The organism is Candidatus Rokuibacteriota bacterium, from assembly GCA_030647435.1.
In the GTDB taxonomy this organism is placed as follows: domain Bacteria; phylum Methylomirabilota; class Methylomirabilia; order Rokubacteriales; family CSP1-6; genus AR37.
In genome coordinates this window covers 1-25,674 of sequence record JAUSJX010000079.1, presented here as the reverse complement: position 1 = coordinate 25,674, position 25,674 = coordinate 1, and the positions used below count along the sequence as shown (strand labels likewise).

Genomic DNA, 25,674 nt, shown 5'->3' with positions numbered 1-25,674 from the left:
GTACTCGCTGACACTGCCTTTCACGCCGAGGATCAGCCGATCATTGGGGAAGGCCAGATCATAGACCTGATCGAGATCGGCGACCAGCGTATCGAGGTGCCCGCAGATCTCGAACAGCTGGGCCCAGTCTTTGGAGTTGCGTGAGAGCCGGGAGGCCTCGAAGCACAGGATGATGCCGACATGGCCCAGGGAGACTTCGGCCGCCATGTGCTGGAAGCCGGCCCGGTGGGCGAAGCCGCCGGCCGAGGTGCCGAGGTCGTCCAAAATAGTGATGGGGTCGCGCCAGCCGAAGGCGACCGCCTTGTCGCGGAGGCCGATCTGGATGCGGGTGCTCTCCCCGTGGTTGCGCACTTGCTCCGGGCTGGACTGGCGGACGTAGACGATGGCCCCTCGCTTCAAATGCTTGGCCGTGATCCTATCGGTCATCATGCGCCGCCTCCCGTGCCGCGCTGCCGTCGGCCGCGGCGCGCAGGAGTAGCTCGGCCAACGCTCGGATTAGCTCCCGTTGCTGTGGGGCGGCCAGCTCCACGCGGAGTTCGTGGCCGGCGGGCGGGAACAGCAAGATCTGGCGGGTGGATCTCGACGGACGCGTTTGGCGCATGGCAGCCCTCCTTGGAGGGCATTGACGCACCGGTGGGGTCTGATGCGCCAGCCACAACAGCATCCAGCACCACCCGGAGCTCCTGCAGCGCGGTGATCGACACGACCGGCGGGCCAACGGTCAGGACCGCACACGCGGCCGCGTTGGTCATCCACGCGGGCAGAGTGCCTCGCGTGCCGTCCGGCAGCTCGCAGAACAGCAACTCACCGTTGGCGGACGGCACGCTGCGATTGACGCGGGCCATCTGGCCGTAGAGTGGGTGCCAGCGGTACTGGACGGTAACGTCTTTCGCTCTCTCAGTAGAATGTAACGACTTCCCGCGCCCGGTGGCGGCGGCGCGTGGTCGCCTACGGACGCGTCACGCCCGATCCCACGAGCGCGACGGGGAGCACGGCGGCGCTGGCCCCGGCCCCGGACGGGGTGGGAAAACAGCCCAACCCGCGCGCTTGGAGCTGGGCGGCCCTCATGCACCGGGCCTTCGGCATCGACGTGCTGGCGTGTCCAACCTGTGGGGGCCGCCTGCGCCTGATCGCCACCCTGCACGATCCCGCGGTCATCCAGAAGATCCTCGCGCACGTGGGGGTCGGCCCCTCAGGGCCGAGCCCCGGCCCCGCCCCACCGGAGCCCGGCGCCACCGCGCCCTGATCGGATCGGCCCGCAAGCACGGCGGACGCCACGAGGTGCCATCAGCGCTGCTCCCGCCGGTCCGCTGGCCGGTTGACGGCGGCGGTGCGTCGGCCTAGCATGCCGCTCACCCGGGCCGCCTCTTTCGACCCGGGAGGAGGCCGCTCATGTGCGCTGTGGCAGCGGCCGGTGTCTGAGTAGGGGCGGTTATGTCACGGGGATGGGGGCCACGAGTGGGGCGGGCGGTGCCGGAGGGCGTTGATGTTGCCTACGCTCCCGAAGCTTCTCAACGTCTCCTGCGTGAGCTTCATCTGCTGCAGGTACGTGGCAGAGGAATCCACGGGCCGCCGATCGTCGCTTGCCAGCGCCTGCGCGCTGCTCACCGGCCAGTCGGTCTGGGGGCCCACCATGTAGAGCAAGGCACCCGAGGCTACGGCGGCCAGCCCGGCGGCACCCAGGAGGTAGCGGCGGAGCATGGGGGTCAGCGGTCCGTGGTCATCGAATGCGCCACGCGCCGACGAGCAACGTGACGCCGCCGGCCAGCGCGAGGCCCCCGAGAATCGGCGCCATCGGAATCGTCTTCTGTGTGTCCGCGGTGGCCTTGATGGGCCCGTGGTCCAGCACCGTCTCGCGGCGCGTGTACGTGATGCCCTGGTACGCGAGGGACACCAAGCCCACCGCGATGAGCACTAGCCCGATGATGATGAGCGGAAGTTCCATGGAGTGTCTCCTCTCGACTGCGCTCTCACTCTATGCGTCGCCACCTCGCTTTCCTATTGGACCTTGGTCCAGTCGAGTGCCGACGCGACCTGCTACCTGAAAACTGCGCCACGGGGACGGTGAGGATGTGGCTAGGATGGCCGCGGGGAGGGCCCCGCGATGCGGCGAAAGCGGTGCACGGAAGAGCAGATCATCGGGATCCTGAAGGAGGCCGAGGCGGGCGCGATGAGCCGCGACCTTTGCCGGCGGCACGGCATCAGCGAACAGTCGTGTTACCGGTGGAGGGCGAAGTCCCACGGCCACGAGGTCAACGAGGGCGCCGGCTCCGGCAGCTGGAGCACGAGAAGACCCGCCTGAAGCGCCTGGTGGCCGACCCCACCCTGGATAACCAGGCTCGGAAGGAGCTCGTCGGACAAGAGGCCTAACGCCCGTGGCGCAGCGGTCTGCGGTGCGGGCGATGCAGGCGCAATGCAGGTTGAGCGAACGGCGGGCGTGTGGGCGGGTGGGGCTGGGCCGATCCACGTGTCGCTATCAGGCGCGGCGCGCTGACTGGCCGGCGTTGCGCGAGCGGCTCCGTGCCCTGGCGGCCGAGCGCGCCAGCGCTGCTCATCATGGACAATGGGCCCGAGTGCATCAGCCGGGCCCTCGACGCCTGGGCGTACGCGCAAGGCATTCGGCTGCACGTTATCGATCGCGGCAAGCCGAACCAGCATGCGGTCATCGAGCGCTTCAACGGCCGGCTCCGTGATGAGTGTCTCAACGAACACTGGTTCCTCGGCTTGCCCCACGCGCGCCAGATCGTTGAGGCCTGGCGCGTGGACTACAACGCCATTCGACCCCACAGCTCCCTGGGGAACGTGTCACCCACGGAATTCGAGCAGTGCACTCTTGACTGCGCAACGACGGCGAAGATGACATCTCCCTTCGACCACCAATGCCGCCCGGGTAGCCCGGCGTTTCGCGCCCGTCTCGGGACCACGTTAGGATGGAAAGGGGCTTGACACGCCCAGCAAGTCCATCTTATATTTATGTCGAACAACCGTTAGTTAGATGAGGTGGCGCGGCCGAGCGCTGAGGGTTTCGGGGACATAACGCCGCGCGAAAAGGGGTGAGAGATATGGGTTTGTATTTCGAGGATCTCGAGGTCGGGCAGCAGTTCGAAAGCGTCGGCCGCACGGTCACCAATCATGAGGTGATGGAGTTTGCCGGCCTGGCTGGCGACTTCAACCAACTTCACACCGACGACGAGTTCGCCAAGGCGTCGCCGTTTGGCCGGCGGATCGCCCACGGTGTCCTGGTACTGGCCATCATGACCGGCTTGACGCAGCGCCTCGGACTGTTCGACGGAACAGCCTTGGCTCTGCTGGGCCTGACTTGGAACTTCCATGGGCCGGTGTTCCTGAACGACACGGTGCGCTTTCGTCTCACCATCGACAGCAAGCGCCCTACGTCGAAGCCCGACCGGGGTATCGTCGTGCGTAAGTACGAGGTGCTCAATCAGAACGGCCAGACGGTGCAAACGGGCACGATCACCGTGATGGTGCGGTGCCGGCCCACGCAGTGAGGACCTGGTAAGAGGTCCTTGCTCGTCGTAGTAGGCCGTGCCCAGCTTGAGCGTGGCGGCCACGGAGGCAGTGCACGGAGTTCGTAGATGACCCACAGGGATAGGAAAGCCATGGCGAATGGAGGCAGACTCAACGAGCGTGTGGCCATTGTCACCGCGGCAGCTGGTGCTGGCATGGGCCGTGCCATCGCCGAGCGCTTCGCCACTGAAGGCGCTCGCGTCGTGCTCACTGATGCCCACCAGAAGCGGGTCAGCGAGGAGGCGGCCCGTTTCACTGAGAAGTTCGGCTATCCCGCCCTGGGCATGGCCGTCGACGTGCGAAGCCAGGAGCAGGTGGATGCTTGCGTCCGAAAAACGCTGGAGGCTTACGGTCGCATCGATATCCTCTACAACAACGCCGGTATCAACAAGCTACAGAACGTTTGGGAACTGAGCGACGAGACCTGGGACTTGGTGATCGGGGTGTGTTTGACTGGCACCTTCCGCTTTGCCCGTGCGGTCCTGCCTTCGATGATCGACCGCAAGACTGGCGTGGTGATCAACGTCTCCTCCATCGCCGGCTGGCACTCGGACACGGGGGGCGGAGGCGGCCAGTCCGCGTATGCGGCGGCCAAGTCGGGGATCATGGGTTTTACCCGTGCCGTCGCCGCCGAGGTGGGCCGCTATGGTATCCGCGTTAATGCCATCGCCCCAGGCCTGATCTACAACCCGTTCCTGGAGCGCATCTACCCCAAAGAGTGGTTCGCTCAGAAGGCCCAGGAAACGGTGCTGGGGCGGATGGGAAATCCGGACGACGTGGCCAGCCTAGCCGTTTACCTGGCCAGCGATGAGGCCGCCTTCATCACTGGCGAGGTATTGTGTGTTAGCGGGGGCCGCTACATGCACGCTTGAGCCAGCCCATCCAGCAGGTTCGCAGCAGCGCGACGTGCGGGGCAGCCAAACGGGAGCCTTGCAGGTGATCGAGGTCCCGCGAGTTCATCCCACCCAACTGGAAGCCAGGCTCCAGGCCTCCGGGCTGTGGAGCGAGCGTCTGCTGATCGATTTTGTGGATGCGCATGCCCGGCGCACTCCAGACAAGATGGCCCTGGTGGACAACCGGGGCTCACTGACCTATCGCGCACTGGTGGAGCAGACGGAGAACCTGGCTTGTTCCCTGGTTGAACTAGGCCTGTGCAGCGGCGACGTGGTGGCTGTTCAATCGCCCAATTGGAGCGAGTTGCCCGTGGCCCACCTGGCCCTGGACCGCATCGGCGCCATTTTCCTGCCCCTGCATGATGGCTTTCGCGAGAAAGAAATGTCCCATCTGCTGGCCGGGTCCCACGCCCGGATGGTCGTTGTGCCGGAAGCGTTTCACGGTTTCGAGCACCGCGAACTGATCCGCCGCTTGCGTCCCGGCCTTCCTGCCTTGGAGTTCGTGGTCATCTTGCGCGGTCAGCCGAAGGGCGACGAGTTGGGCTTCGATGACCTGGTCGCCAACGAGCGCTGGCGCCACGAGTATCCGGCCGACTATCTGTTCAGGTTCCGTCCGCGCCCGGAGCAGCCTCTGCAGGTCATGGTGTCCTCCGGCACCACCGCGCTGCCCAAATGCAGCCTGCTCAGCGACAACAACTCGGAGGCGCGACTGGTCCATCAGTATGGCGGCTACGCCGTGCACCTTACCATCGACGATGTCGCTGCAGCCATCGCCCCAGCTGGCACCGGCGCCACGGGCTACAGCTATCCCGTTCTGGCCCTGCTGCTGGCGGGCGGCACCTCGGTGTTGCTGGAGCGCTGGGATGGGCACCATCCCGAGCAAGTGCTAGCTTTGCTGGAGCAACATCGCTGCACCGGAGCCGTGCTGATTCCCACCCAGCTCGCCAAGCTGGTCGGAGTCGCGGACATCGCGCACTACGACCTCTCCTCCTTGCGCTATGTGACCAACGCCGGCGCCCACCTGCCCGAAGTAGTAGCCGAAGCCGCAGAAAGCCTGTTGGGCTGCCGCATCCAAACCATCTACGGCGCCACCGACGGGGGTGTGCCCACGATGACATCCATCGACGATCCCCGTGACAAACGCCTGAGCACCGTGGGGCGCGTGCTGCGTGGCGAAGAGATGTGCTTGCTCGCCGGGGACGGCACCCCAGTAGTTCCCGGCCAGCCCGGCGAGATTTGCTGGCGCGGCGCGAACAAGAGTTTCGGCTACCTTAACGACCCGCAGGCCAACCTGGCAGTGTGGGATGAGCAGGGCTGGTACCACAGCGGCGACATGGGCGAGTTGGACGCGGATGGTTACCTGCGCGTCGTCGGCCGCAAGAAGGACATGATCATCCGCGGAGGGCGAAACATCAACCCTCGGTTGATCGAGGAGGTGCTGCTGGAGCACCCGACCGTGATGGACGTGGCTGTGGCGCCGGTGCCTGATCCAGTGCTGGGCGAGAAGATCTGCGCCTTCGTTGTTCCCCGTGCGGGAGCCGGCCGGGCCCCCCGACTGGAAGAGCTCATTGCCTTCATGCAGAGTCGCCAACTAGCCGTTTGGTATCAGCCCGAGCAGTTGGTGCTCATGCAGGACCTCCCACGCAACGCCGGCGCCAAGGTAGACAAGGCCGCGCTGACCCGTCTTGCCGGCACGCTGGCCATCGGTACAGAGCACGCGTCAGGCGGCCCGGCCCATGTCGTTGGCAGCGCGCTGCGCAACCCTCAATCCATCTCGAGGAGACCTGCAAAATGACCCCCCCACAATTCGAGGATCTGCTCTATGAAGCCAGAGGTGGTGTGGCGAAGATCATCATCAATCGGCCTCGCAGCCTCAACTCCCTGACCGGCATCACCATGCGCGAGCTGACCCAAGCCATCGAACACGCGGGGCTTGATCGCAGCATTGGCGTGATCGTGCTCACCGGTGCCGGCGACCGCGCTTTCTCCTCCGGGGGCGATGTCAAGTGGGAAAAAGAGGGTGGCTTGGAACGGCGCCATTTGGACTTCAATCCGCGTTCGGTGCATGAGGCGATCCGCCACTGTGGCAAGCCGGTGATTGCCGCGGTCAAGGGTTATGCCATCGGCATGGGCAACCACCTGGCTTACTTTTGCGACGTAACCATCGCCGCCGACAACGCCATCTTCGGCCAGAACGGGCCGCGGGTCGGGAGCCCCGCGGAAGGCTGGCTGGTCACTTACGCCCAGCGTGTTCTCGGCACCAAGAAAGCGCGAGAGATGTGGATGTTCTGCCGCCAGTACACCGCCCAAGAGGCGTTGGAGATGGGCCTCGCCAACGTGGTGGTGCCCCTGAACGAGTTCGATGAGGAGGTGGACAAGTGGTGCCAGGAGATCCTGTCCTTGAGCCCCACCTGCCTGAAGATCGTCAAGGCGTCCTTCGAATCGGACATCGACTATCTTCGCGACCCTTCGCCCAACCACTTCCAGAAATTGCTGGCTCCGGACTTCTTCCAGAGCCCGGAATCCAAGGAGGGCCAGAATGCGTTCCTGGAGAAACGCAAGCCGGACTTCATGCAGTTCCGGCGATAGGCTGCGATCGTGAAAGTGTCACGTCACTCTAGTTCCACCTTATCCCTGGGAAGCGAGACCGTTCCAAGCGTCCCCGGCGTCACCACAAAGGGCCATCGTCTTCCTGCGATAACACGACACCAGCCGCGGAGAGAACCATAGATCTCAACGATACACCCCAGGAAGCGGCGTTCCGTGCTCGGCTGCGTGACTGGCTAGAGGACAACCTTGCGCCGAATTGGCGGCGAGAGTTCGAAACCCTGGCTCTGGACCAGCGGGTACACTACCTGCGCCAGTGGCAGACGCGTCTGCACGCGGGCGGCTGGTCGGCCGTCGCCTGGCCTCGCGAGTACGGCGGCCAAGGAGCCTCGGTGGTCGAACAGCTCATCGCCTTCGAGGAATTCGCCCTGGCCGATGCACCTCCAGATATTTTCCGGATCGGCACGCGGATTATTGGTCCCATGCTAATCCAGCTCGGTCGTCCCGAGCAGAAGGCGCGCTTTCTCCCCCCCATGGTTAGCGGCGAGCACCTGTGGTGCCAGGGCTTTTCCGAACCGGGGGCCGGCAGCGACCTGGCGGCACTAACCACTCGCGCTGCGCGCGACGGCGCCGGGTTTCGCATTTCCGGGCAAAAGGTTTGGAACACCTTCGGCCACTGGGCCGACTACTGCTTGCTCCTTGTGCGCACGGACCCGGCTCTGCCCAAGCACAAGGGGCTCACTGCTTTCGTGGTGGAGATGCGTACCCCCGGCATCCAGGTGCGCCCGCTGGTGCAGATCAACGGCGAGCAGGACTTCAACGAGCTCTTCTTTGACGAAGTCCATGTGCGGGAGGAGGCGATCGTCGGCCGGCTGAACGGGGGCTGGGAGGTGGCTGTGACGATGCTCGGTCACGAACGACGCGGCATCGCCGTTATCGGCTTTGCCTGCCGCCAGCTCTACGGCCGGCTGCTGCATCTGGCGCGAGAGGTGCGCCTGGGGGGCCGGGGCATCGCCGCCATCGACGATGCGCGGGTGCGCTCGCGTCTGGCGCGCTTCGGAGTACAGGTGCGCCTGATCACTTTGAACAATTTCCGCTTTGCCGAACGAATCCGCCACGGTGGTGTTCCCGGGCCGGAAGGCTCCATCCAGAAACTACAGGCCACCGAACTGAGCAAGCAGATGTACGCGTTTGCCTACGAACTGGCTACGGCCGGCGACCTGACCCAGCACGGGACCGCTGAGCGACTGGCAAACTGGGGCAGAGACTACCTGAGCGCCTTCGGCATGACCATTGCCGGGGGCACCTCCCAGATCCAGCGCAACATCATCGGCGAGCGGGCCCTGGGCCTGCCAAAGTAGCCGGCTCGCGCCCACGGCCACAGCAGGAGACAGCAAAGTGCAATTTGCGCTGACTGAAGAGCAGGAACTTATGCAGCACTCCGTTACCCAACTCGCCGAGCGGCACTTGCCCATGAGCGCCGTCCGCCAAGTGCTTGATGCGCCGGATGCCCGCAGCCCTTACCTGTGGACCGCCCTTGCCACCGAAGGCTACCTGGGCACATTGGTGCCTGAGGAGCACGGCGGGGCCGGTCTGGGTTGTGTGGAAATGGCGTGCGTGCTGGAGCCGCTGGGCGCCGCGCTCGCCCCCGGCCCGCATCTGACTTCGGCAGTGGCGGCGGTGACGCTGCTGCGCCAGGCCGGCCGACCGAGGCAACGGGCCGATCTCCTGCCCCGGCTGGCCGCCGGCGGCACCGTGATCAGCGTGGCCTTTAACGGGGCGCATGGTTCCATCCCGGTGGGCGTGTCAGCCGAGCGGCAGGGTAGCACGTGGCGCCTGGAGGGCACCCAGCCCTTCGTGGCCTATGGAGCCTCGGCGGACTGGCTGATCGTGCCCGCTATTCCCCACGGCTCGAGCACTCCCAGATTCTTCCTTCTGCAGACCGGCACTCCCGGCCTCACCGCATTCGCCTTGCCCATGTTGGACTTGACTCGGCGCTGGACCAATTTGCAACTGAAGGGCGTCAGCGTTCCGGCCGAGGCCGAACTGCCGTGCGACAACGGGTCGGCGGTGCTCGAACGACTGGGTCTGGTCTGTGCGGTAATGGTCGCCGCAGAGATGCTCGGCGGGGCCAGTCGCGTGCTGCAGATGGCCACCACCTACGCGCGCACGCGCGAGCAGTTCGACCGACCCATTGGCAGCTTCCAGGCGATCAAACACCTGCTTGCCGACATGTTGGTGGCCCTTGAGGGTGCACGCTCGGCCGTCTACGCCGCCGCCTGGTCCCTGGACGCCGACCCGGCCCGAGCGCCCGTGGACGCCGCCATCGCGAAGGCTGTGGCCACGGAAACCTACCTGGTTCTGGCCGAGCAGAACATCCAAATTCACGGAGGTATCGGCTTCACCTGGGAGCTGGACGCGCATCTCTACTTGCGTCGAGCTCAGGCAGACCGGCTCTCCTACGGCACTCCAGAGGCGTACTACGAGTTTCTCGCGGCCGATCTGGACGCGCTGGGGTGCGGGGGAAGAGTCGGGGATGAGTCTCGGCACGGCGGCGCGTGTCGGGGTGCCACTCCACGGAACGCGCTTGCAGAGCGCAGAGAGATAGGGGAGCAGCCATGAAAGGGCGCAGCGATTGTCAGTGTCACGGGGCTGAAGAACTCACGCGCCGCGGGGTGCTCAAGGCCGCCTCGGCCTCAGCGGTCGCTCTGGCCGGGTCGGCACTCCTAAGCCGAAAGGGCTGGACTCAGCAGCGCAAGGCGGACGTAGTGCGCCTGGGGTTTGTCTTCCCCTTCAGTGGCCGCCTGGCCAGCTACGGTGAGTCGGCCGGGCCCGGCGTGGAACTGGCTGTCCGCCAGATCAACGAGGCCGGTGGGATCCGCGCGCTGGGCGGCGCCAAGCTCGAAGTGATCACCGCCGACGACCGTGGTGACCCGAAGGTGGCCAGTTCCGAGATCGAGCGCCTCGTGACCCGTGAGAAGATTTCCGGTCTGATTGGGGTCTTCTCCAGCACCCAGGCGGTTTCCCTCGGCATGCTGGCCGACCAGTACGAGATTCCGTTCACCTCGCCTTCCTGGACTACGCCCAAGGCCTTCAGCCTGGGCAGCCGCTACTCGCGCACGCTGAACCTGACTGGCGAGTCTTTCGGCGCTGGAGGGGCAGCCATTCTCAGAAAGCTGATAAGCTCGCACGGGCTGAAGGCTCAACGCGTAGCTCTCATTTATGACAACAGCGAGTACGGCCGCGGTGTGATCACCGTGCTGAAAGCGGAACTTCGGCCGCCGGCATTCGACATCGTGGTGGACCTCCCGGTAACGCCACCGGTGACCGACTACAGCCCGCAGATGCTGCGAATTCGGGACGCGAAACCGGACGTGCTCATGGCCGCTCAGTATTTCCAGGACACGGTGCTGACCCTCCGGGCGATGGACGCGCTGGGCTATCACCCGGTGTTCGTCGGCTGCGCGTCCGGGTTTTCCGATGCGCGTCTGCCCGATGCGCTGGGGCCCGACGTCGCCCGGCGCGTGCTGTCTCGGCCCGTCTTCGGCCCCATCGCCATCGGCGCCAACATCCCGTATCCCCCCCTTCAGGCCTTCTACCGCAAGGCCGTGCAGGCGGGGATCAAGTTCGGGACGGGCGGGCTGGATGTGAACTGGTTCATGCTCGGAGCCCAGACGGTCTTCGTCTACAAGGTGGCGTTGGAGCAGGCGGGGAGCACGGAAGGCAAAGCTATCAACAAGGCCATCCTGAACATGAGCCTTCCGCGCGGCTCGGAATGGCTCATCGCGCCTTTCTACGATCCGGCCCTGAAGTGGGAGGAAACTGGCAAACCACTGAACCAGATCACGCCTTACATCCAGTGGCAGAAGGGAAAGATGGTGCTGATCCATCCGGAGGATCTGGCCGAGGCAAAACCGAGCCTCATCTAATTAGCGCGCTGGCGGCGGTTGCGCGTTCCTGTCGTGTCGGCGGGAGCGCGTCCGGTGCGAGCGCGGCCACGAGCCCGGGGCCGCGCGGGCGCGAGGGAGCGCGGGCCGCCGCCGTCTAGTGGCGCCGACTCAAAGGACCACGCATGAGTGAACCGGAACACCTGCTCATGGTCGAAGGCATATCCTGCCACTTCGGGGGATTGGCCGCCCTCAGCGATGTCTCAGTGCGAGCGGCGCAAGGCCGAATTACCGGTGTGATCGGCCCCAACGGGGCGGGGAAGACCACCCTCTTCAATGTGGTCAGCGGGGCGCTTCGTCCCACCAAAGGGCGCGTTCTGTTCAAGGGGCAACGCATCGACGGAAGGAAACCCCACCAGATCGCGCGGCTCGGACTGGCGCGCACCTTCCAGATTCCGCAGGCCTTCCCTACCCTCACGGTAGGCCAGACCCTGCGCCTAGCGTTGCGGCATTCCACCACGGGAAACAAGCGGTACGGCGACGAGTCCGACATCGCCGAACTGGTGGGGCTGACCGACAAGCTGGACGCGCTGCCCAGTGAGATCACGGCGGCAGATCTGCACGCTCTCGAGGTTGCCAAGGTGCTGGCCGTGGCCGCGGAGTTGATCCTGTTGGACGAGGTCTTCGCCGGGCTCACCCCCACCGAGATCGACCGCATGGTGGCGCTGATCCGACAGGTGCGCGCCCGGGGCACAACCGTTCTCATGATCGAGCACCGGATGCGCGCCGTCATGGCACTGTGCGAGGAGGTATACGTGCTGGTCTTCGGCCGTTTGATCGCATCGGGCACCCCAGCGGAGGTGACACGTCATCCGGAGGTAGTGCAAGCCTACCTGGGCAGCAAGGCGCGGCGCGATGCTTGAGGTGCGCCAAGTCAGCGCCGGTTACGGCAGGCTAACTGTCCTCAACGGGGTCTCGCTGCGGGTCGACGCCGGCGAGATCGTGGCTCTGCTGGGCTCGAACGGCGCGGGCAAGTCCACCTTGCTCAAGGTAGTGACGGGCCTGTTGCCGCCTCGGGCAGGCACCGTGGTGTTCCAAGACACGGAGCTTCAGCGCAGACCGCCTCACAAGATAGCAGAGGCCGGCGTCGTCCTGGTGCCCGAGGGCCGGCGGCTGTTTCCGAGCATGACCGTACTCGAGAATCTGCTGGTGGGCAACAGCACCCAGCGCAGCCGCCCGCGGCGCGCCCAACTCCTGGAGCGGGTCTTCGACGTTTTCCCCGTGCTGGCCAAGCGGCGCAGTCAGCTGGCCGGTACCTTGTCTGGAGGCGAGCAGCAGATGGCGGCGGTGGGCCGGGCGCTGATGGGGGACCCTCGCCTGCTGGTGCTGGACGAGCCCTCCCTGGGGCTGGCCCCAGCCCTGACGGAGCTGCTCTTCGACACCTTCGGCGCTCTCAACCGGGATGGGCTGACCCTGCTGCTGGTCGAGCAGAGCGTGGCACTGGCGCTGGACCTCTGCCACCGCGCCTACGTCTTGGAAAATGGAACGATTGCGCTTAGCGGCAGCGGCGTGGACCTTCGCGAGAATGACCGCATCCGGGAACTCTATCTGGGTATGTGAGGAGGGAGCGCCATGGATACTGTTCTGCAGGCGCTGGCCCAAGGCATCGCGATAGGCGGGGTCTACGCGCTGGTGGCACTGGCGCTGACCATAGTCTACGCCGTCACGCGGTTGCTCAACTTCGCCCACGGCGATTTGATGGCCGTAGCGATGTATTTAGCCGTGGTCTTTTCCGAGAGGCTGTCCTGGGGCCCCTACAGCGCAGTTTCGGTGATCGCGCCACTCATGTTCCTGCTCGGCCTGGCGCTGTTCTACGGAATCTTCGCCCGGGTACTGAGGGCGAAGATCTTGCTGGTCGTGCAGATCACGCTGGGCTTGGCCTTTGTAATCCAGAACGGCCTGCTGATCGCCTTTACGGCCAACTATCGAACGGTGCCCACTGTGCTCACCGGGCAGCGCTGGTTCCTGGGGTCGGTCGTGCTGCCGGCCCCTCTGGTCGTGGCTTTCTTGGTCTCAGTGGTGCTGGCGGTGGGGCTGTTTCTGCTGCTGGGGCGCACCGACTTCGGCCGCGCGGTGCGCGCCGTGGCCCAGGATGCTGACGCTGCGGCCCTTTGCGGGCTCAACGTACGGCGCGTGCAGGCCCTGGTGTTTAGCGGCGCGCTCCTGGTGCTGGGTCTGGTCGGCCCCATGCTCACCCCCGTGTTCATCCTGGAGCCCAGTATGGGCCTGCATCTGACGCTGGTCTCCTTCATCGTGTTCATCTTGGGTGGCACCAGCAATTTCCTCGGCACGCTCCTCGCGGGAATCATCATCGGCCTGGCCGAGGCTTTCGGCTCACTTTACATGCAACCGCCGGCGCTAGCCGCAGTGGTGCCGTATGTCATCTTCATCTTGGTGCTCCTGGTGCGACCGCGGGGAGTGTTGGGGGGCGCATGAGGCGCGAACTGCTACCAGTGCTGGGCTTACTTGTCGCCGGGGCAGCGGCGGGCGGCATGCTCGATCGCTACGGGCTCGATGTGGGCATCTTCGCTCTCTGGTACGCCTACCTGTGCATCACGTGGAACATTGTGGGAGGCTTTGCCGGCGAGTTCACCTTCGCGCATCCGGTCTATGTGGCAATGGGGGGCTACACGTCGGCCGTCCTGCTGGCACACTGGCACATCTCACCGTGGCTCGGCGTGCTCGCAGGGGCGGCACTGGCAGCCCTGCTGGCTGCCGCGCTGAGCTGGATCAATTTCCGCCAGCGCCTGCCGCACCTCACCTACGCCCTAATCACGCTGGCTATCACCTTCATCGTAGTGGTGACGCTGCGGTCGCTCGATGTGCTGGGGGCCAGCGAGGGGCTCTTCATCCGGCGCGGCCATGACCCGCTCAACTTCATGTTCCGGGACAAGGCTAGTTACTACTACATCATCCTCACCGCGGTGTGCCTGGTGCTGGCCTTCACCGTCTGGCTGCAGCAGAGCCGCTTGGGCTTGCACTTCGTCGCAGTGCGGGACAACCCGGAGGCCGCTGCCATGCTCGGGGTGGACCCGCTAACGGTGATGGTGGCAAGTAGCACTGTGAGCGCCGGACTGGCGGCCTTCGGTGGGACGTTTTACGCTCAATATCTGTTCGTGATCGATCCCAGCGTGGCCAGCGCCGAGTTGGCCGTGGAAATCATCCTGTTCACGGCTATCGGCGGTCTGGGCACCGTGTGGGGGCCGTTTTGGGGGCCGGTGGCTTTTGTGGTGCTGAGCCGCTACCTGAGTCAGGAGTTCGCGACAGTGACCGGCGTTGGGCAGTTCCTTTATGGAGTGGTGATCGTAGTGGTCTTGCTGGTACTGCGCGACGGATTCGTCTCCTGGTTGGGCCGACGCTGGCGAAGAGGCGGTTCGGCCATGTCGTCGCACAGGGGCTCTGTTGGCAAGTCAGGGCTCAAATGACGGCCATCGCTCTGCTGCCGCGCACATCCAGGACGCAAACGCCGCTCGGTACGACCACCCGTGGAAGCGCCTCATGACGCGGCCCTGGTAAGACCAAGCCTGTCTGTGGCGACCCCACCGGACACAGCGAGTACCAGCAGCGGCGTCAAGAGGCAATCAGCCCCGCGTCGACGCAGTGCCGACGGCGGGCGCTCATCCCGACGGTCCTTTAACTCTCGCCGGCACATTCTCGACGCGGCGGCCCACCTGTTCTCGAGTCAGGGCTACAGCGCCACGACCCTGCGCCAAGTCGCGACCAAGGCCAGAATCAAAGCCGGCAGCATCTACTACCACTTCGACTCCAAAGAGCAGATCATGGCCGAGGTGCTAAGCATTGCGGTAAGGATCACTCACGACTCCGTGAAGCAGGCTGTGGATGCTCTGCCGCCTGATGCCAGCCATCAGCGACGCGTCGAGATGGCCATCCGCACCCATCTGCTCATCCTGCATCGCCACCGGCGCTATACCGCGGCCAACGTGCGCTTTCATGGCCAGGTTCCCAGGCGGGTCGATCGCCTCGTGCAAGGCGCGCGCGATGCTTATTCGGCCTATTGGAATACTCTACTTCGGCAAGCCCAGGAAGCCGGGGAGATCCGCTCGGACTTCAGCCTGTCCGTGCTGCGCCTGTTCATCCTGGGTTCGCTGAACCGCACGGTGGAATGGGTGAACCCGAGGAAAGGTCCGATCGAGCGTCTCGCGGATCAGTACGTCGCCGTCTTTCTCGAAGGCATGGGGCGCCTGCCACGCTGCGGTCCCGAACGCCGAGGAATTAAGGAGAGCGTCTAATCATGAATTCAGTGCTTGATGAATAAAGGTGGTCCGCACGACGAACCTGCTCGAGCGCTGGCAGCGGCCGGTGTCTGAGTATGGGAGATTATGTCACGGGGATGGAGGCCACGAGGGGGGCGCCCGCTGCCGGAGGGTGCTAATGTTGCCTACGCTCTCGTCGTAGATCGCGGCGATCTCGCCGGTGGCGTCGCGCTCCCGCAGCTCGGCCCGCGCAGCCTCAGGCCAAGCCCTCGCTGGCCGCCCGCAGGCTCTCCTCGCGGATCAGCGCGAGCACCTCGCGCTTCAACTCGTTGAACACCGGAGAGGTTGTGACGTCCACGGAGCGCGGCCGCGGCAGGTTCACCACCATGCGCTTCTTGATGCGGCCGGGCCGCGCTGTCATGACGGAGACGCTGTCAGCGATGAGCAGCGCCTCTTCGATGTCGTGGGTGATGAAGAGCACGGTCTGGTGGTGCCGCTCCCACACCGAGAGCAGCAGCTCCTGCATCACCAGCCGGGTCTGCGCGTCCAGACTCCCGAAGGGCTCGTCCATCAGCAGCACCTCGGGCTCCATGACCAGCACCCGCGCGATCCCCACCCGCTGCTTCATCCCGCCCGAGAGCTCGGCCGGATAGTGACGCTCGAATCCGCGTAGCCCGACCTGGTCCAGATAGGCCTCGACCTTGGGACGGTACTGGGCCGCCGGGACGCCCATGGTCCGGGGACCGAAGCTCACGTTGTCCCACACCGTGTACCAGGGAAAGAGCGCCGCCTCCTGAAAGACCACGCCCCGGCTGGGGTCCGGGGCCTCCACGGGCGCGCCGTTGACGCGGACCTGTCCGCCGGACGGGCGATCGAAGCCGGCCACCATGTTGAGGAGGGTGGACTTGCCGCAGCCGGAGGGACCGAGGATGGCGGCAAACTCGTTGTGGGCGATGCTGAGGTCGATGTCCTGGAGCGCCACCACACGGCGGTCGCGGGCGACGAACACCTTCGAGACCCCGCGGAGCTCGACGGCCGCGTCAGGCATGAGCCTCGAGCGTGCGCCAGCGCAGCAAGAGCCGCGAGGCGAGAAGGATCGCCTGGTCCGAAAGGAAGCCCAGCAGCCCCACCGAGAACATGGTGGCGACGCAGATGTCCATGCGCCCGACGTAATAGGCGTCCCACAGGACGTAGCCCAGCCCCGATTTGACGGCGATCATCTCGGCCACGATCACGGCCGTCCAGGCGATGCCGACACCGAGCCGGAGGCCCGTGAAGATGGATGGCAAGGCAGAGGGCAGCACCACCTTGAAGAGCACGGTGCCCTCACGGGCGCCGAGCATGCGCGCGGCGCGGAGCAGGAGCAGGTTGGTGTCGCGCACCCCGTGCGTGGTGTTGATCACGATGGGGTAGAAGGCGCCCAGCCCGATGAGGAACAGGGCGCCGGCGTCGTAGATCCCGAAGACGGCGATGGAGAAGGGCAGCCACGCCGTGATCGGCACCGGTCGGAGCATCTGGATGGTGGGGTCCACGAGCCTGGCGACCAGGCGATTCCAGCCGACGAAGATGCCGAGGGGGATGCCCACGGCCGCGGCGAAGAGGAATCCCTGGAGCACCCGGCGGGACGAGTACAGGACATTGGCGACCCACGTCCCCGAGTAGGGCGAGAGCGATCGCGTGGGCGAGCCGAAGATCCAGCGGTACCACGACTCGGCCACCTGGGTCGGCCCCGGGATGATCCCCTCGATCACCCAGCGCTGCTGCACGGCGAGGTGCCAGAGCGCGAGCAGGGCCAGCGGTAGCAGCAGGAACCAGGGGCCGCGCTTCGGCAGCACCGCTACTGATTCAACCCGAGCTCAGCCGGAGTCTTGCCGGTTGCCCGACTCAGAAAGTCGTAGTTGTAAGACGGGGTGAGGTCAACCGAGACGTCGCGGGCGATGACGCCGTTGTCGAAGAGAAACTTGGACAGGCGCTTGATGGACTCCAGTGGCAGCGTGGCGTCCAGCTTGGTGTACCTGATGCTCTCGGCGGCCACCAGTTCGGGCAGGCCGGCCTTCTCGGCGTAGATCTTGGCCCAGCGCTGGGGGTTGGCCTGGGCGAACTTGAGCACGTCCAGGTAGGCCACCACCAGCCGCTGCACCGCGTCCCGGTTCTTCTCCAGGAAGCCACGGTTCACAGCCAGAACCGAGATCAGCCCGCCCACCGTCTTGGACCGGTTGTGATCGATGGTCGGATACTGGGCGTAGCCGTCCACGATGCCCTGGGCGCAGAAGGGGTGCCACACCACCGCGAGGTCGATCTCCTTGCCCTGGAGCGCCTTGAGGTAGTTGGTGCCGCCGCCCATGATGTTGATGATCTTCAGCTTGCCGTAGTCGAGCCCGTTCTCCTGGACGGACGCCGCGAACTTGAGCCAGGAGATGGAGCCGGCGCCCACCCCGATGGTCTTGCCCTCGAGGCTCTTCCAGTCCTTGATGTCATCGCCCTTGCGCACGACCAGGCAGTCATTGCCATAGCCCACGCCGGCCACGCCCACCATGCTCTTGATCCCCTGGCCCAGGCCGAGCGAGATGTCCTGCGGGCCGAAGGCTGTGATGTCCAGGTCGCCGGAGGCCAGCGCCGTGCGCGCGTCCGCGAAGCGCTGGAACATGACCGGTTCCATCTGGATGTTGTACTTGGCCGCGTACTCGGGCAGGAGCCAGAGCGGCGACAGCGCGGGCACGTTCAGCATGCCCAGCTTGGCCTTGACCGGGGTCGGCAGCGGCGCACGGAGGGCGTCCTGGGCCGCCACGGATGAGGCCGCGGTCAGGGTGCCGATCAGGGCCCCAACGAGGGCCAATGTCAGGACCGCGATCCGGAGGCGTACGATCATCGGGGATCTCCCTTCAGAGGTCGGTGAACGGGGCACGATCTCGTTGGAACGCCCCGGCGCCGCCGCTGGGCGGCGATGCAGGGACCATGGCCCCTGATACAGTGCGGAGAAGGGGCCCGTCAAGTCCAAAGTGTGTGTCCAAAGTGTGCGTACCCTGTCACGTCAAGGGACAGGAGGAGTCAGGAAGAACATAGAGATCGACCGGAGCACGCGGCGCAGGGACCAGCCCGCGACGGGGCACAACCGGTTTCATCCGGATCAGAGCCGGGCGGTCTCGGCTCCAGGGAGGGCTCCGGGGCCGGCGGCTCGACGACGCTCGGGCCTTTCAGGGGGTCCTGGATGCCCGCTGCATGGGGCCGCGTGATGCGAACTGGCGTGAATGTTTCCTATGGACTACGCGCCGTGCTCCAGTGGCTCGACGGCGTGCCGCGCCTCATGGCCTGCCTGCTCTACGGCGCCGGGCTCCGGGTGCTCGAGTGCTGCCGGCTCCGAGTCCAGGACATCGACTTCGCCACCAACCAGATCGTCGGCCGCGGCGGCAAGGGCGACAAGGATCGGGTCACGATGCTCCCCGCCACCACCAAGACCAACCTCGCGCGGCACCTCGAGGCCGTCCACGCTCAGCATCACCGTGACGTGAGCGCCGGGGCCGGCTGGGTGGAGCTGCCAACCGCCCTATCGACGAAGTACCCGAACGCGGGGCGGGAGTGGGTCTGGCAACGGGTCTTCCCCGCCACGCGGGTCTACCGTGACCGGCTGACCGGGCAGCGGCGCCGCCATCACCTGCACGAGTCGGGGCTGCAGCGCGCCGTGAAGGCCGCGGTCCGGAGCGCGGGGCTCCCGAAGCGCGCGAGCCCTCACACCCTGCGCCACTCGTTCGCGACGCACCTGCTGGAGGACGGCCACGACGTCCAGACCGTCCAGGAATTGCTTGGGCACCGGGACGTGACCACCACCATGATCTACACCCACGTCCTGAATCGTGGGCCGGCCGCGGTCAGGAGCCCAGCGGACCGGATGTTCGGCCCATGACCCCGCCCGCGGCCTTGGGAGCTATACGCATCGGGATACGCTGCGCCCCGTCGCAGCCTATCTCGACTCGGGCAGGTCGGTCCCTACGACCACAAACGGCGGGTTCAAAACGCCGATCTGCCCCATCGGCGCGTCGGCTCCAAATCGCGATACGCTGCAGGAAGTCGCAGGGATCGTCATATTATGCGGACCGGCCTATCCAGTGGCCGAATTCTAGTTGGGCAGCGGATCAAGTGAGGGAGGCGTGATTGCGCTTCGAATGGGGTCCAAGCAAGGCGGCGGAGAACCTTGCCAAACATGGCGTTTCGTTCGAAGAAGCGGCAACGGTGTTCCGCGACGTCCTGTCGGCAACTGGCGCAGACCCTGACCATTCATCCGACGAAGAGCGGTTCGTCACCTTCGGTATCTCGACCGACGGCCACCTTTTGGCCATCGCTCACATCGACCGTGACGATACAATCAGGATCATCAGTGCACGACCAGCGACACCAAGTGAAAGGAAGATCTATGAAGAAGGCTAGCCGAAGCGCGACTCAGGATCTTCGGCCCGAGTACAAGCGCTCCGACTTTGGGACGCTGGTTCGCGGCAAGTACGCACAGCGGGTCATTGAAGCCACAAATGTGGTCATCCTCGATCCGAAGATCGCCAAGGCGTTTCCAAATGATCGTGCCGTCAACAAGGCGCTGCGAGGGTTGCTTCGCGATCGTAAGTCCTCCGCTCGCCCAACTACTCGTTCAACCCGGACGCGCCGCGAGCGGCGCACCGGTTAACGATGCGTTAGGCGGCAACGTAACGGCCAGCGTCTGATATCGGCCAGAACCGGACAAGCCGGCGGTGCCGTTTCCACGCACACTGGACCGGTGGGCCGTGGACGGCGCGAGGACCTGCCGAAGGCCGAGTGTGTTCGCCAGGCAGTCTGGCCGCATCGCGTAGCATCGCGCGGCGGGACCGTGAGGATCTTCGACTGAATACCGGAGAAACCGATGAAGGTTCGCGAGATTCGACTGCCCACTTTCAAGCAATTCACTGATACCATAATCACTGATATTCCTGTCGCAGCACGCCTTGTGTTGCTGGTCGGACCGAACGGGTGTGGCAAGTCCTCCCTGATCGACGCTGCCCACATGTGGCATCGGCATCATTGGGCACGCAGCGGGAACTGGGACGAGACCTACCATCGCAAGCAAATGCCTGGCGTAGCCGGGAACTGGCAGGACTCGGTAACCCTGACCCGCCACGATCCGCAACCCGCCACCGACGAACACCGTCGGAAGGCTGTCTACGTGCGCTCGGCCTATCGAAACGATCCTGAATTTCAGCTCGACAACCTGTCTCGCGTCACACCCGCAGTGCAGGAGTTCCGGATAAATCGCCCCATCGACAACGACCAAGCTGTGAGCCTCAATTACAGGCGACTGGTGTCGCAGGGATTTGAGGATGTCTACGAGCGTGCCCAGCCCGAGCTCACCATCGGAGAATTCAGGGAGCGGTCGATTGGAGAGATTCGAGACGTGATGCAGCGACTTTCCCCTGGCCTCATGCTCAAAAGTCTCGGTAATCCTCTTTCGGCTGGGACATTCCGGTTCGACAAAGGCGACAGCAAAGCATTTCTCTACAAGAATCTTTCAGGAGGTGAGAAGGCCGCGTTCGACTTGCTGCTCGATCTGTTGATCAAACGGCGCGAGTTCGATGATACGGTGTTCTTCATCGACGAGCCTGAGGCGCACATGTCGCCAGGACTGCGGAGCGCTCTCTTCGACGAGTTGTTTCGCGCGGTCCCCGATTCCCGACCGCGCGCGCCGTCTGATCGACCGCTTCCTGAAGGAAGAGCTGTAGTGTGACTATACTGGGCGCATGTTTCATCCCCTCGTAGACGCTTGGTTCAGGCGGCGCTTCGCCGAGCCCACGCCGGTCCAGGCGCTGGGCTGGCCCGCCATCGCCCAAGGGCAGGACGTGTTGTTGACCGCTCCCACGGGCTCGGGAAAGACGCTGGCCGCCTTCCTCTACTGCCTGGACGCGCTCGTGCGCAAGTCCGCCGACGGCGCGCTCGAAGACCGGACCGAGATCGTGTACGTCTCGCCGCTCAAGGCGCTGTCCAACGACATCCGCCGCAACCTGGAAGAGCCGCTGGGCGAGCTGGCGGCCGTCGCCGCTGAAATGGGTATAAGCGCCCCCGCCATCCGCACCGCCGTCCGCACCGGGGACACCTCGGCGTCGGAGCGTCGGCAGGGCGCCAAGCGCCCGCCCCACGTGCTCGTGACGACGCCCGAGTCCCTCTACATCCTGTTGACGTCGGAATCCGGCCGACGCGGGCTCGCGGGAGCGCGCACCGTGATCGTGGACGAAATCCACGCGGTGGCGGGAGACAAGCGCGGCGCGCACCTGGCGCTGTCCCTCGAGCGCCTCGAACACCTGGTCATCGCAGGCGGCGGCCCGCGTCCCCAGCGCATCGGGCTCTCGGCCACGATCAGACCCATCGAGACGGCCGCGCGACTCCTCGTCGGCTCGGACCGCCCCCTGCCCGCCCTCGTCGACGCGGGCCAGCGCCGCGATCTCGACCTGGCGGTCGAGGTGCTGCGCGACGAGCTGGGCGCGGTCTGCACGCATGAGCAGTGGGGCGAGATCTACGACCGCGTGGCCGAATTGGCCCGCGCCCACCGGTCTACCTTGGTCTTCGTCAACACGCGGCGCCTCGTCGAGCGCGTGACGCTGCACCTTGCCGAACGCCTGGGGCAGGACGCCGTCGCCGCGCATCACAGCAGCCTGAGCCGCCAGCGTCGCTTCGCCGCCGAACAGCGCCTCAAATCGGGCGAGCTCTCCGTGGTCGTCGCAACGGCTTCACTCGAGCTTGGGATAGACGTGGGCGCGGTGGACCTGACCTGCCTCCTCGGCTCGCCGCGCTCCATCGCCACCGGGGTCCAGCGCATCGGCCGCTCGGGCCACGCCCTCGGCGCCACTCCCAAGGGCCGGCTCTTCCCGCTCACGCGCGACCAGCTGGTCGAGTGCGCGGCCCTCGTGCGGGCGGCGCGGCGAGGAGAGCTGGACCGCATCGCGCTTCGCCGCGCGCCTCTTGACGTCCTCTCCCAGCAGATCGTGGCCGCCTGTTCCACGGAAGAGTGGGACGAAGACCGCCTCTACGCCCTCTGCCGGCGCGCGGCGCCCTACGCAGAGCTCGACCGCGCGGAGTTCGACGCCGTGGTGGACATGCTCTCCGAAGGCATCTCGACCAGGCGCGGCAGAGCGGGAACGCGCATTCACCGCGACGCGGTCGGCCGCCGGCTCAAGGGCCGCCGCGGGGCGCGCCTGGCCGCACTCACCTCGGGCGGCGCCATCCCGGACAACGCCAACTACGATGTCGTCCTCGAGCCCGACGAGACGCTGATCGGCTCGGTCGACGAGGACTTCGCGGTCGAGTCCATGGCGGGCGACGTCATGCTTCTCGGGAATAGTTCCTGGCGCATCCGACGAGTCGAGAGCGGGAAGGTGCGGGTGGAGGACGCCGGCGGGGCGGCGCCCACCATCCCCTTCTGGCTTGGTGAAGGCCCCGCGCGCACCCCGGAGCTCTCGGCCGAGGTCGCCGCCGTCCGCGAGGAAGTCGCCGGGCGCCTGGCCGATCCCGATGCGGCCGCGCTCTGGCTGATGGACGAGGGCGCCCTCGATCGGCGCGGGGCGGAGCTGGCGCGCGACTACATCGCCGCGGGCCGCGCGGCCCTCGGCGCCGTGCCCACGCTCGACACCATCGTCGCCGAGCGCTTCTTCGACGAAGCCGGCGGGCAGCAGCTGATCATCCACGCGCCCTTCGGCGGCAGGATCAACCGCGCCTGGGGCATGGCGCTCCGCAAGCGTATCTGCCAGAGCTTCGACTTCGAGCTGCAAGCGGCGGCCACCGACGACGGCGTCCTGCTTTCTCTCGGCCCCCAGCACAGCTTCCCGCTCGAATCGATCTTCGAGATGGTCCATCCCTCGGGCGTCGAGCGCCTGCTGACCGACGCCGCACTCCAGGCGCCCATGTTCGCCACGCGCTGGCGCTGGAACGCGAGCCGCTCCTTGGCACTCCTGCGCTGGCAGGGCGGCCGCCGCGTGCCCCCGTATCTCCAGCGCATGCGCGCCGAGGACCTGCTGGCCTCCGTCTTCCCCGCCCAGCTGGGCTGCCAGGACAACGCCGTCGGGCCGATCGAGATCCCCGACCACCCGCTGGTGAACGAGACCCTGCGCGACTGCCTCACCGAGGCGATGGACGCCCAGGGCCTCAAGCACAAGCTCGAGGCTCTCTTCAGCGGAAAGATCCACCGCGTGGCGCGCGAGACGCCCGAGCCGTCCGTCTTCTCGCACGAGATCCTCAACGCTAACCCGTACGCCTATCTCGACGACGCCCCGCTCGAGGAGCGCCGCGCGCGGGCTGTGACGCTCAGGCGCGGGTTGCCGGCGGAGCTGGCGGACGACGTGGGCCGTCTCGACCCCGAGGCCATCGCCGCCGTCATCGAAGAGGCGCGCCCCGATCTGCGCAACGCCGACGAGCTGCACGATCTCCTGCTGGACCTGGGCGCCCTGCCTTCGGTCGAGGCAGCGGGCTGGACGGCGTGGCTCGACGAGCTGATCGCGGCCGGCCGCGCCGCGCGGCTTCACTCGGGGACGCGCACTTTCTGGGTCGCGGCGGAACGCCGCTCGCTCGTGCTCGCGATCTGGCCCGACGGCCGCCTGGCGCCCGACGTAGCCGAGCCGCCGGCGCGGCGCGCGGCTCCATGGTCCGATCGCGAGGGCGCGCTGGTCGAGCTGGTCCGAGCCCGGCTCGGCCTCGTGGGCCCGACGACCGCCGCCGCCCTCGCCGAGCCCTTCGGCCTGAGCGCGTCCAGCGTGAACTCAGCCCTCGGCCGCGTCGAGGCCGACGGCGGTGTCCTGCGCGGGCGGTTCACGACCAACCTGGCCCCCGCCCCCGACGCTACCGAATGGTGCGACAGGCGCCTGCTGGCGCGCATCCACCGGCGCACGCTCGACAGGCTCCGCCGCGAGATCGAGCCCGTGAGCGCGGCCGATCTCACGCGCTTCCTCTTCGGGTGGCAGCACGTGAAGCCGGGGCTCCAGCTGCACGGCCGCGACGGGCTCGGAAAGATCATCGAACAGCTCGAGGGCTTCGAGCTGGCGGCGGCGGGGTGGGAGCGCGAAGTCCTGCCGGCGCGCGTGGCGCGCTTCGAGCCCGCCTGGCTCGACGAGCTGTGCCTCTCGGGCGAGATCGCCTGGGGGCGCCTCGAGCGACACCCGAGCACGCGCCATGCGGGCCGCCGCCTCTCAGGCACGGTGCCGATCACGCTCCTGCGCCGCCAAAATCTCGCCTGGCTCCTCGAGCCCCGCGACGGCACGGACGAAGAGGCGCTGTCCGCTCCCGCGCGCGACGTGCTCGCCCACCTGCGCGCCAGCGGCGCCTCGTTCACCGACGAGATCGCGGGGCGCGTGCGACGCCTTCGCATCGAGGTGGAGGAAGCGCTCTGCGAGCTGGTCTCGGCCGGCCTCGTCACCGGCGACGGCTTCGCCGGCCTCCGCAGCCTGCTCCACTCGGAAAAGCGTAAGCGGCTGCGCTCCGGTCGGGCACGCCCCCTGCGCGCGCCCATCGGCACGGGGCGCTGGGCGCTCCTCGACGCGCCCCCACCGCCTCCACCCGACGACCTGCTGGAAGCCCGCGCCCGCCAGTACGCGCGGCGCTACGGCATCGTCTTCCGCGATCTCCTCCAGCGCGAGCCCGGGGCGCCCGCGTGGCGCGATCTTCTGCGCGTCTACCGTCGCCTCGAGATGCGCGGCGAGCTGCGCGGCGGGCGCATCGTGGGCAGCTTCGTCGGCGAGCAGTTCGCCCTGCCCGAAGCGCTCCAAGCGCTGCGCGCCGTCCGCCGCGACGCCCCGGGCGGCCAGGTCATCCGCCTCTCCGCCTGCGACCCGCTCAACCTCACCGGCATCATCACGCCGGGCGCCCGCGTGCCCGCGATACTCGGCCAGTGGGTCTCCTACCGCGACGGCGTCCCCGAACCGGGGTCAGGTCTTGCTTTACGACATTCGCGATCCCGTCTCACTGGCGTCTAGGGTTTGTCGTAATTCAAGACCTGACCCCGTCAATGGAGGCGAGATGCGTTACCAATCGACGCTGAGGATCTTTGGCTGGCCCTTGCTGTCTGTCGCCCTCGGTCCGGACCTCGCCGCCAATGAGGGCCGCGGAGTTGCGCGCGGCGTGGTGGCGATCGGCGATGTCGCCATCGGAGGTCTGGCCCTGGGGGGCGTCGCGCTCGGCATCGTTCCCATCGGCGGGCTCTCGCTGGGCGTCGTAGCGATCGGCGGGGCTTCGTTCGGGATCATCGCGGTGGGCGGTGGCGCGATCGGTGTCTACGCCAACGGCGGGCTCGCGATAGGCATCCATCCCGAGGGCGGAGCCGTCATCCGCCTGTTCGGACGGTAGGGGCCAGGTCCGCTACGTGCGGCAGATGTAGATGCTGTTCTGGGGCCCCGGGGCCTCGACGATCTCGACGCTCTTGAATCCCGCCTCCCCGAGCATCCGCCGCGCCGTTTGTTCACCCCACGCGGTGCCGAGGCCTGCGCCGCCCGCCGCCAGCGAGACCGTCATGCAGTGCATCACGCTCATCGCGTACATGTAGGGCGTGAA

The 25,674-nt window shown here is 66.5% G+C and carries 26 protein-coding genes and 1 pseudogene; 20 read left to right on the top strand and 7 right to left on the bottom strand.

Annotation, left to right across the window (positions count from 1 at the left end; all coding sequences use genetic code 11):
* The coding region (locus Q7W02_14840) for a recombinase family protein (protein ID MDO8477442.1) at positions 1–429 on the bottom strand (429 nt) is incomplete at its 3' end.
* Positions 430–940: 511 nt separating this feature from the next.
* On the opposite strand from Q7W02_14840, the gene Q7W02_14835 reads away from it, so the two are divergent.
* Positions 941–1,246, top strand: a complete 306-nt coding sequence (locus tag Q7W02_14835; protein ID MDO8477441.1) for a hypothetical protein — start codon at positions 941–943, stop codon at positions 1,244–1,246.
* A 191-nt stretch (positions 1,247–1,437) separates the two neighbouring features.
* Here the strand turns inward: Q7W02_14835 and Q7W02_14830 are convergent, their stop codons facing one another.
* Positions 1,438–1,701, bottom strand: coding sequence for a hypothetical protein (locus Q7W02_14830; protein ID MDO8477440.1), 264 nt, complete (start codon positions 1,699–1,701; stop codon positions 1,438–1,440).
* A 19-nt stretch (positions 1,702–1,720) separates the two neighbouring features.
* Complete coding sequence (locus tag Q7W02_14825) at positions 1,721–1,945, bottom strand: DUF3185 domain-containing protein (GenBank protein MDO8477439.1); 225 nt, start codon at positions 1,943–1,945, stop codon at positions 1,721–1,723.
* 159 nt (positions 1,946–2,104) lie between these two features.
* Between Q7W02_14825 and Q7W02_14820 the strand changes: the two are divergent.
* The 13 genes and pseudogenes from Q7W02_14820 to Q7W02_14760 all read left to right on the top strand — a co-directional run bounded on the left by Q7W02_14820 (position 2,105) and on the right by Q7W02_14760 (position 15,165).
* Positions 2,105–2,946 (top strand): annotated as a pseudogene (locus tag Q7W02_14820) (integrase core domain-containing protein).
* A gap of 116 nt (positions 2,947–3,062) precedes the next feature.
* Complete coding sequence (locus Q7W02_14815) at positions 3,063–3,509, top strand: MaoC/PaaZ C-terminal domain-containing protein (GenBank protein ID MDO8477438.1); 447 nt, start codon at positions 3,063–3,065, stop codon at positions 3,507–3,509.
* A 111-nt stretch (positions 3,510–3,620) separates the two neighbouring features.
* Positions 3,621–4,400: an SDR family NAD(P)-dependent oxidoreductase gene (locus tag Q7W02_14810; GenBank protein MDO8477437.1), complete on the top strand. Its 780-nt coding sequence runs from the start codon at positions 3,621–3,623 to the stop codon at positions 4,398–4,400.
* A gap of 64 nt (positions 4,401–4,464) precedes the next feature.
* Positions 4,465–6,216, top strand: a complete 1,752-nt coding sequence (locus Q7W02_14805) for an AMP-binding protein (protein MDO8477436.1) — start codon at positions 4,465–4,467, stop codon at positions 6,214–6,216.
* Positions 6,213–7,010 (top strand): enoyl-CoA hydratase-related protein, encoded by a 798-nt coding sequence (locus tag Q7W02_14800; GenBank protein ID MDO8477435.1) that lies wholly within the window; start codon positions 6,213–6,215, stop codon positions 7,008–7,010. The genes Q7W02_14805 and Q7W02_14800 overlap by 4 nt, the downstream gene beginning before the upstream one ends.
* A 137-nt stretch (positions 7,011–7,147) precedes the next feature.
* A complete protein-coding gene (locus tag Q7W02_14795) occupies positions 7,148–8,329 on the top strand; it encodes an acyl-CoA dehydrogenase family protein (protein ID MDO8477434.1) in 1,182 nt (393 codons plus the stop codon).
* A gap of 37 nt (positions 8,330–8,366) precedes the next feature.
* A complete protein-coding gene (locus Q7W02_14790; protein ID MDO8477433.1) occupies positions 8,367–9,590 on the top strand; it encodes an acyl-CoA dehydrogenase family protein in 1,224 nt (407 codons plus the stop codon).
* Entirely contained in the window at positions 9,587–10,897 is a 1,311-nt protein-coding gene (locus Q7W02_14785; protein MDO8477432.1) for an ABC transporter substrate-binding protein, read from the top strand. Before Q7W02_14790 ends, Q7W02_14785 begins: the two co-directional genes overlap by 4 nt.
* 143 nt (positions 10,898–11,040) lie before the next feature.
* Positions 11,041–11,778 (top strand): ABC transporter ATP-binding protein, encoded by a 738-nt coding sequence (locus tag Q7W02_14780; protein MDO8477431.1) that lies wholly within the window; start codon positions 11,041–11,043, stop codon positions 11,776–11,778.
* Positions 11,771–12,475, top strand: coding sequence for an ABC transporter ATP-binding protein (locus Q7W02_14775; protein ID MDO8477430.1), 705 nt, complete (start codon positions 11,771–11,773; stop codon positions 12,473–12,475). Before Q7W02_14780 ends, Q7W02_14775 begins: the two co-directional genes overlap by 8 nt.
* Before the next feature lie 12 nt (positions 12,476–12,487).
* Positions 12,488–13,351 (top strand): branched-chain amino acid ABC transporter permease, encoded by an 864-nt coding sequence (locus Q7W02_14770; GenBank protein ID MDO8477429.1) that lies wholly within the window; start codon positions 12,488–12,490, stop codon positions 13,349–13,351.
* Positions 13,352–13,407: 56 nt separating this feature from the next.
* Entirely contained in the window at positions 13,408–14,340 is a 933-nt protein-coding gene (locus Q7W02_14765) for a branched-chain amino acid ABC transporter permease (protein ID MDO8477428.1), read from the top strand.
* Between the two features lie 105 nt (positions 14,341–14,445).
* Positions 14,446–15,165 (top strand): TetR/AcrR family transcriptional regulator, encoded by a 720-nt coding sequence (locus Q7W02_14760; protein ID MDO8477427.1) that lies wholly within the window; start codon positions 14,446–14,448, stop codon positions 15,163–15,165.
* A gap of 220 nt (positions 15,166–15,385) precedes the next feature.
* On the opposite strand, the gene Q7W02_14755 is transcribed toward Q7W02_14760, so the two are convergent.
* From Q7W02_14755 to Q7W02_14745, 3 genes are read right to left on the bottom strand one after another with little or no spacing between them, the layout of a single operon-like run.
* On the bottom strand, positions 15,386–16,177 hold the full coding sequence (locus Q7W02_14755) for an ABC transporter ATP-binding protein (protein MDO8477426.1): 792 nt from the start codon (positions 16,175–16,177) through the stop codon (positions 15,386–15,388).
* A complete protein-coding gene (locus Q7W02_14750) occupies positions 16,170–16,964 on the bottom strand; it encodes an ABC transporter permease (protein MDO8477425.1) in 795 nt (264 codons plus the stop codon). Before Q7W02_14750 ends, Q7W02_14755 begins: the two co-directional genes overlap by 8 nt.
* Before the next feature lie 2 nt (positions 16,965–16,966).
* Positions 16,967–17,998: an ABC transporter substrate-binding protein gene (locus tag Q7W02_14745; protein ID MDO8477424.1), complete on the bottom strand. Its 1,032-nt coding sequence runs from the start codon at positions 17,996–17,998 to the stop codon at positions 16,967–16,969.
* Between the two features lie 363 nt (positions 17,999–18,361).
* On the opposite strand from Q7W02_14745, the gene Q7W02_14740 reads away from it, so the two are divergent.
* The 6 genes from Q7W02_14740 to Q7W02_14715 all read left to right on the top strand — a co-directional run bounded on the left by Q7W02_14740 (position 18,362) and on the right by Q7W02_14715 (position 25,470).
* Positions 18,362–19,030, top strand: a complete 669-nt coding sequence (locus Q7W02_14740) for an integron integrase (GenBank protein ID MDO8477423.1) — start codon at positions 18,362–18,364, stop codon at positions 19,028–19,030.
* 248 nt (positions 19,031–19,278) lie between these two features.
* Positions 19,279–19,551, top strand: a complete 273-nt coding sequence (locus tag Q7W02_14735) for a BrnT family toxin (GenBank protein ID MDO8477422.1) — start codon at positions 19,279–19,281, stop codon at positions 19,549–19,551.
* On the top strand, positions 19,538–19,801 hold the full coding sequence (locus Q7W02_14730) for a hypothetical protein (GenBank protein MDO8477421.1): 264 nt from the start codon (positions 19,538–19,540) through the stop codon (positions 19,799–19,801). Before Q7W02_14735 ends, Q7W02_14730 begins: the two co-directional genes overlap by 14 nt.
* Before the next feature lie 213 nt (positions 19,802–20,014).
* Positions 20,015–20,872, top strand: a complete 858-nt coding sequence (locus tag Q7W02_14725) for an AAA family ATPase (GenBank protein MDO8477420.1) — start codon at positions 20,015–20,017, stop codon at positions 20,870–20,872.
* 13 nt (positions 20,873–20,885) lie between these two features.
* Complete coding sequence (locus tag Q7W02_14720) at positions 20,886–25,100, top strand: DEAD/DEAH box helicase (protein MDO8477419.1); 4,215 nt, start codon at positions 20,886–20,888, stop codon at positions 25,098–25,100.
* 43 nt (positions 25,101–25,143) lie between these two features.
* The gene (locus Q7W02_14715) at positions 25,144–25,470 is read left to right on the top strand and encodes a hypothetical protein (GenBank protein ID MDO8477418.1); all 327 of its coding nucleotides are present in this window, start codon (positions 25,144–25,146) and stop codon (positions 25,468–25,470) included.
* A 12-nt stretch (positions 25,471–25,482) separates the two neighbouring features.
* Here the strand turns inward: Q7W02_14715 and Q7W02_14710 are convergent.
* The coding region (locus Q7W02_14710) for a transcriptional regulator (GenBank protein ID MDO8477417.1) at positions 25,483–25,674 on the bottom strand (192 nt) is incomplete at its 5' end.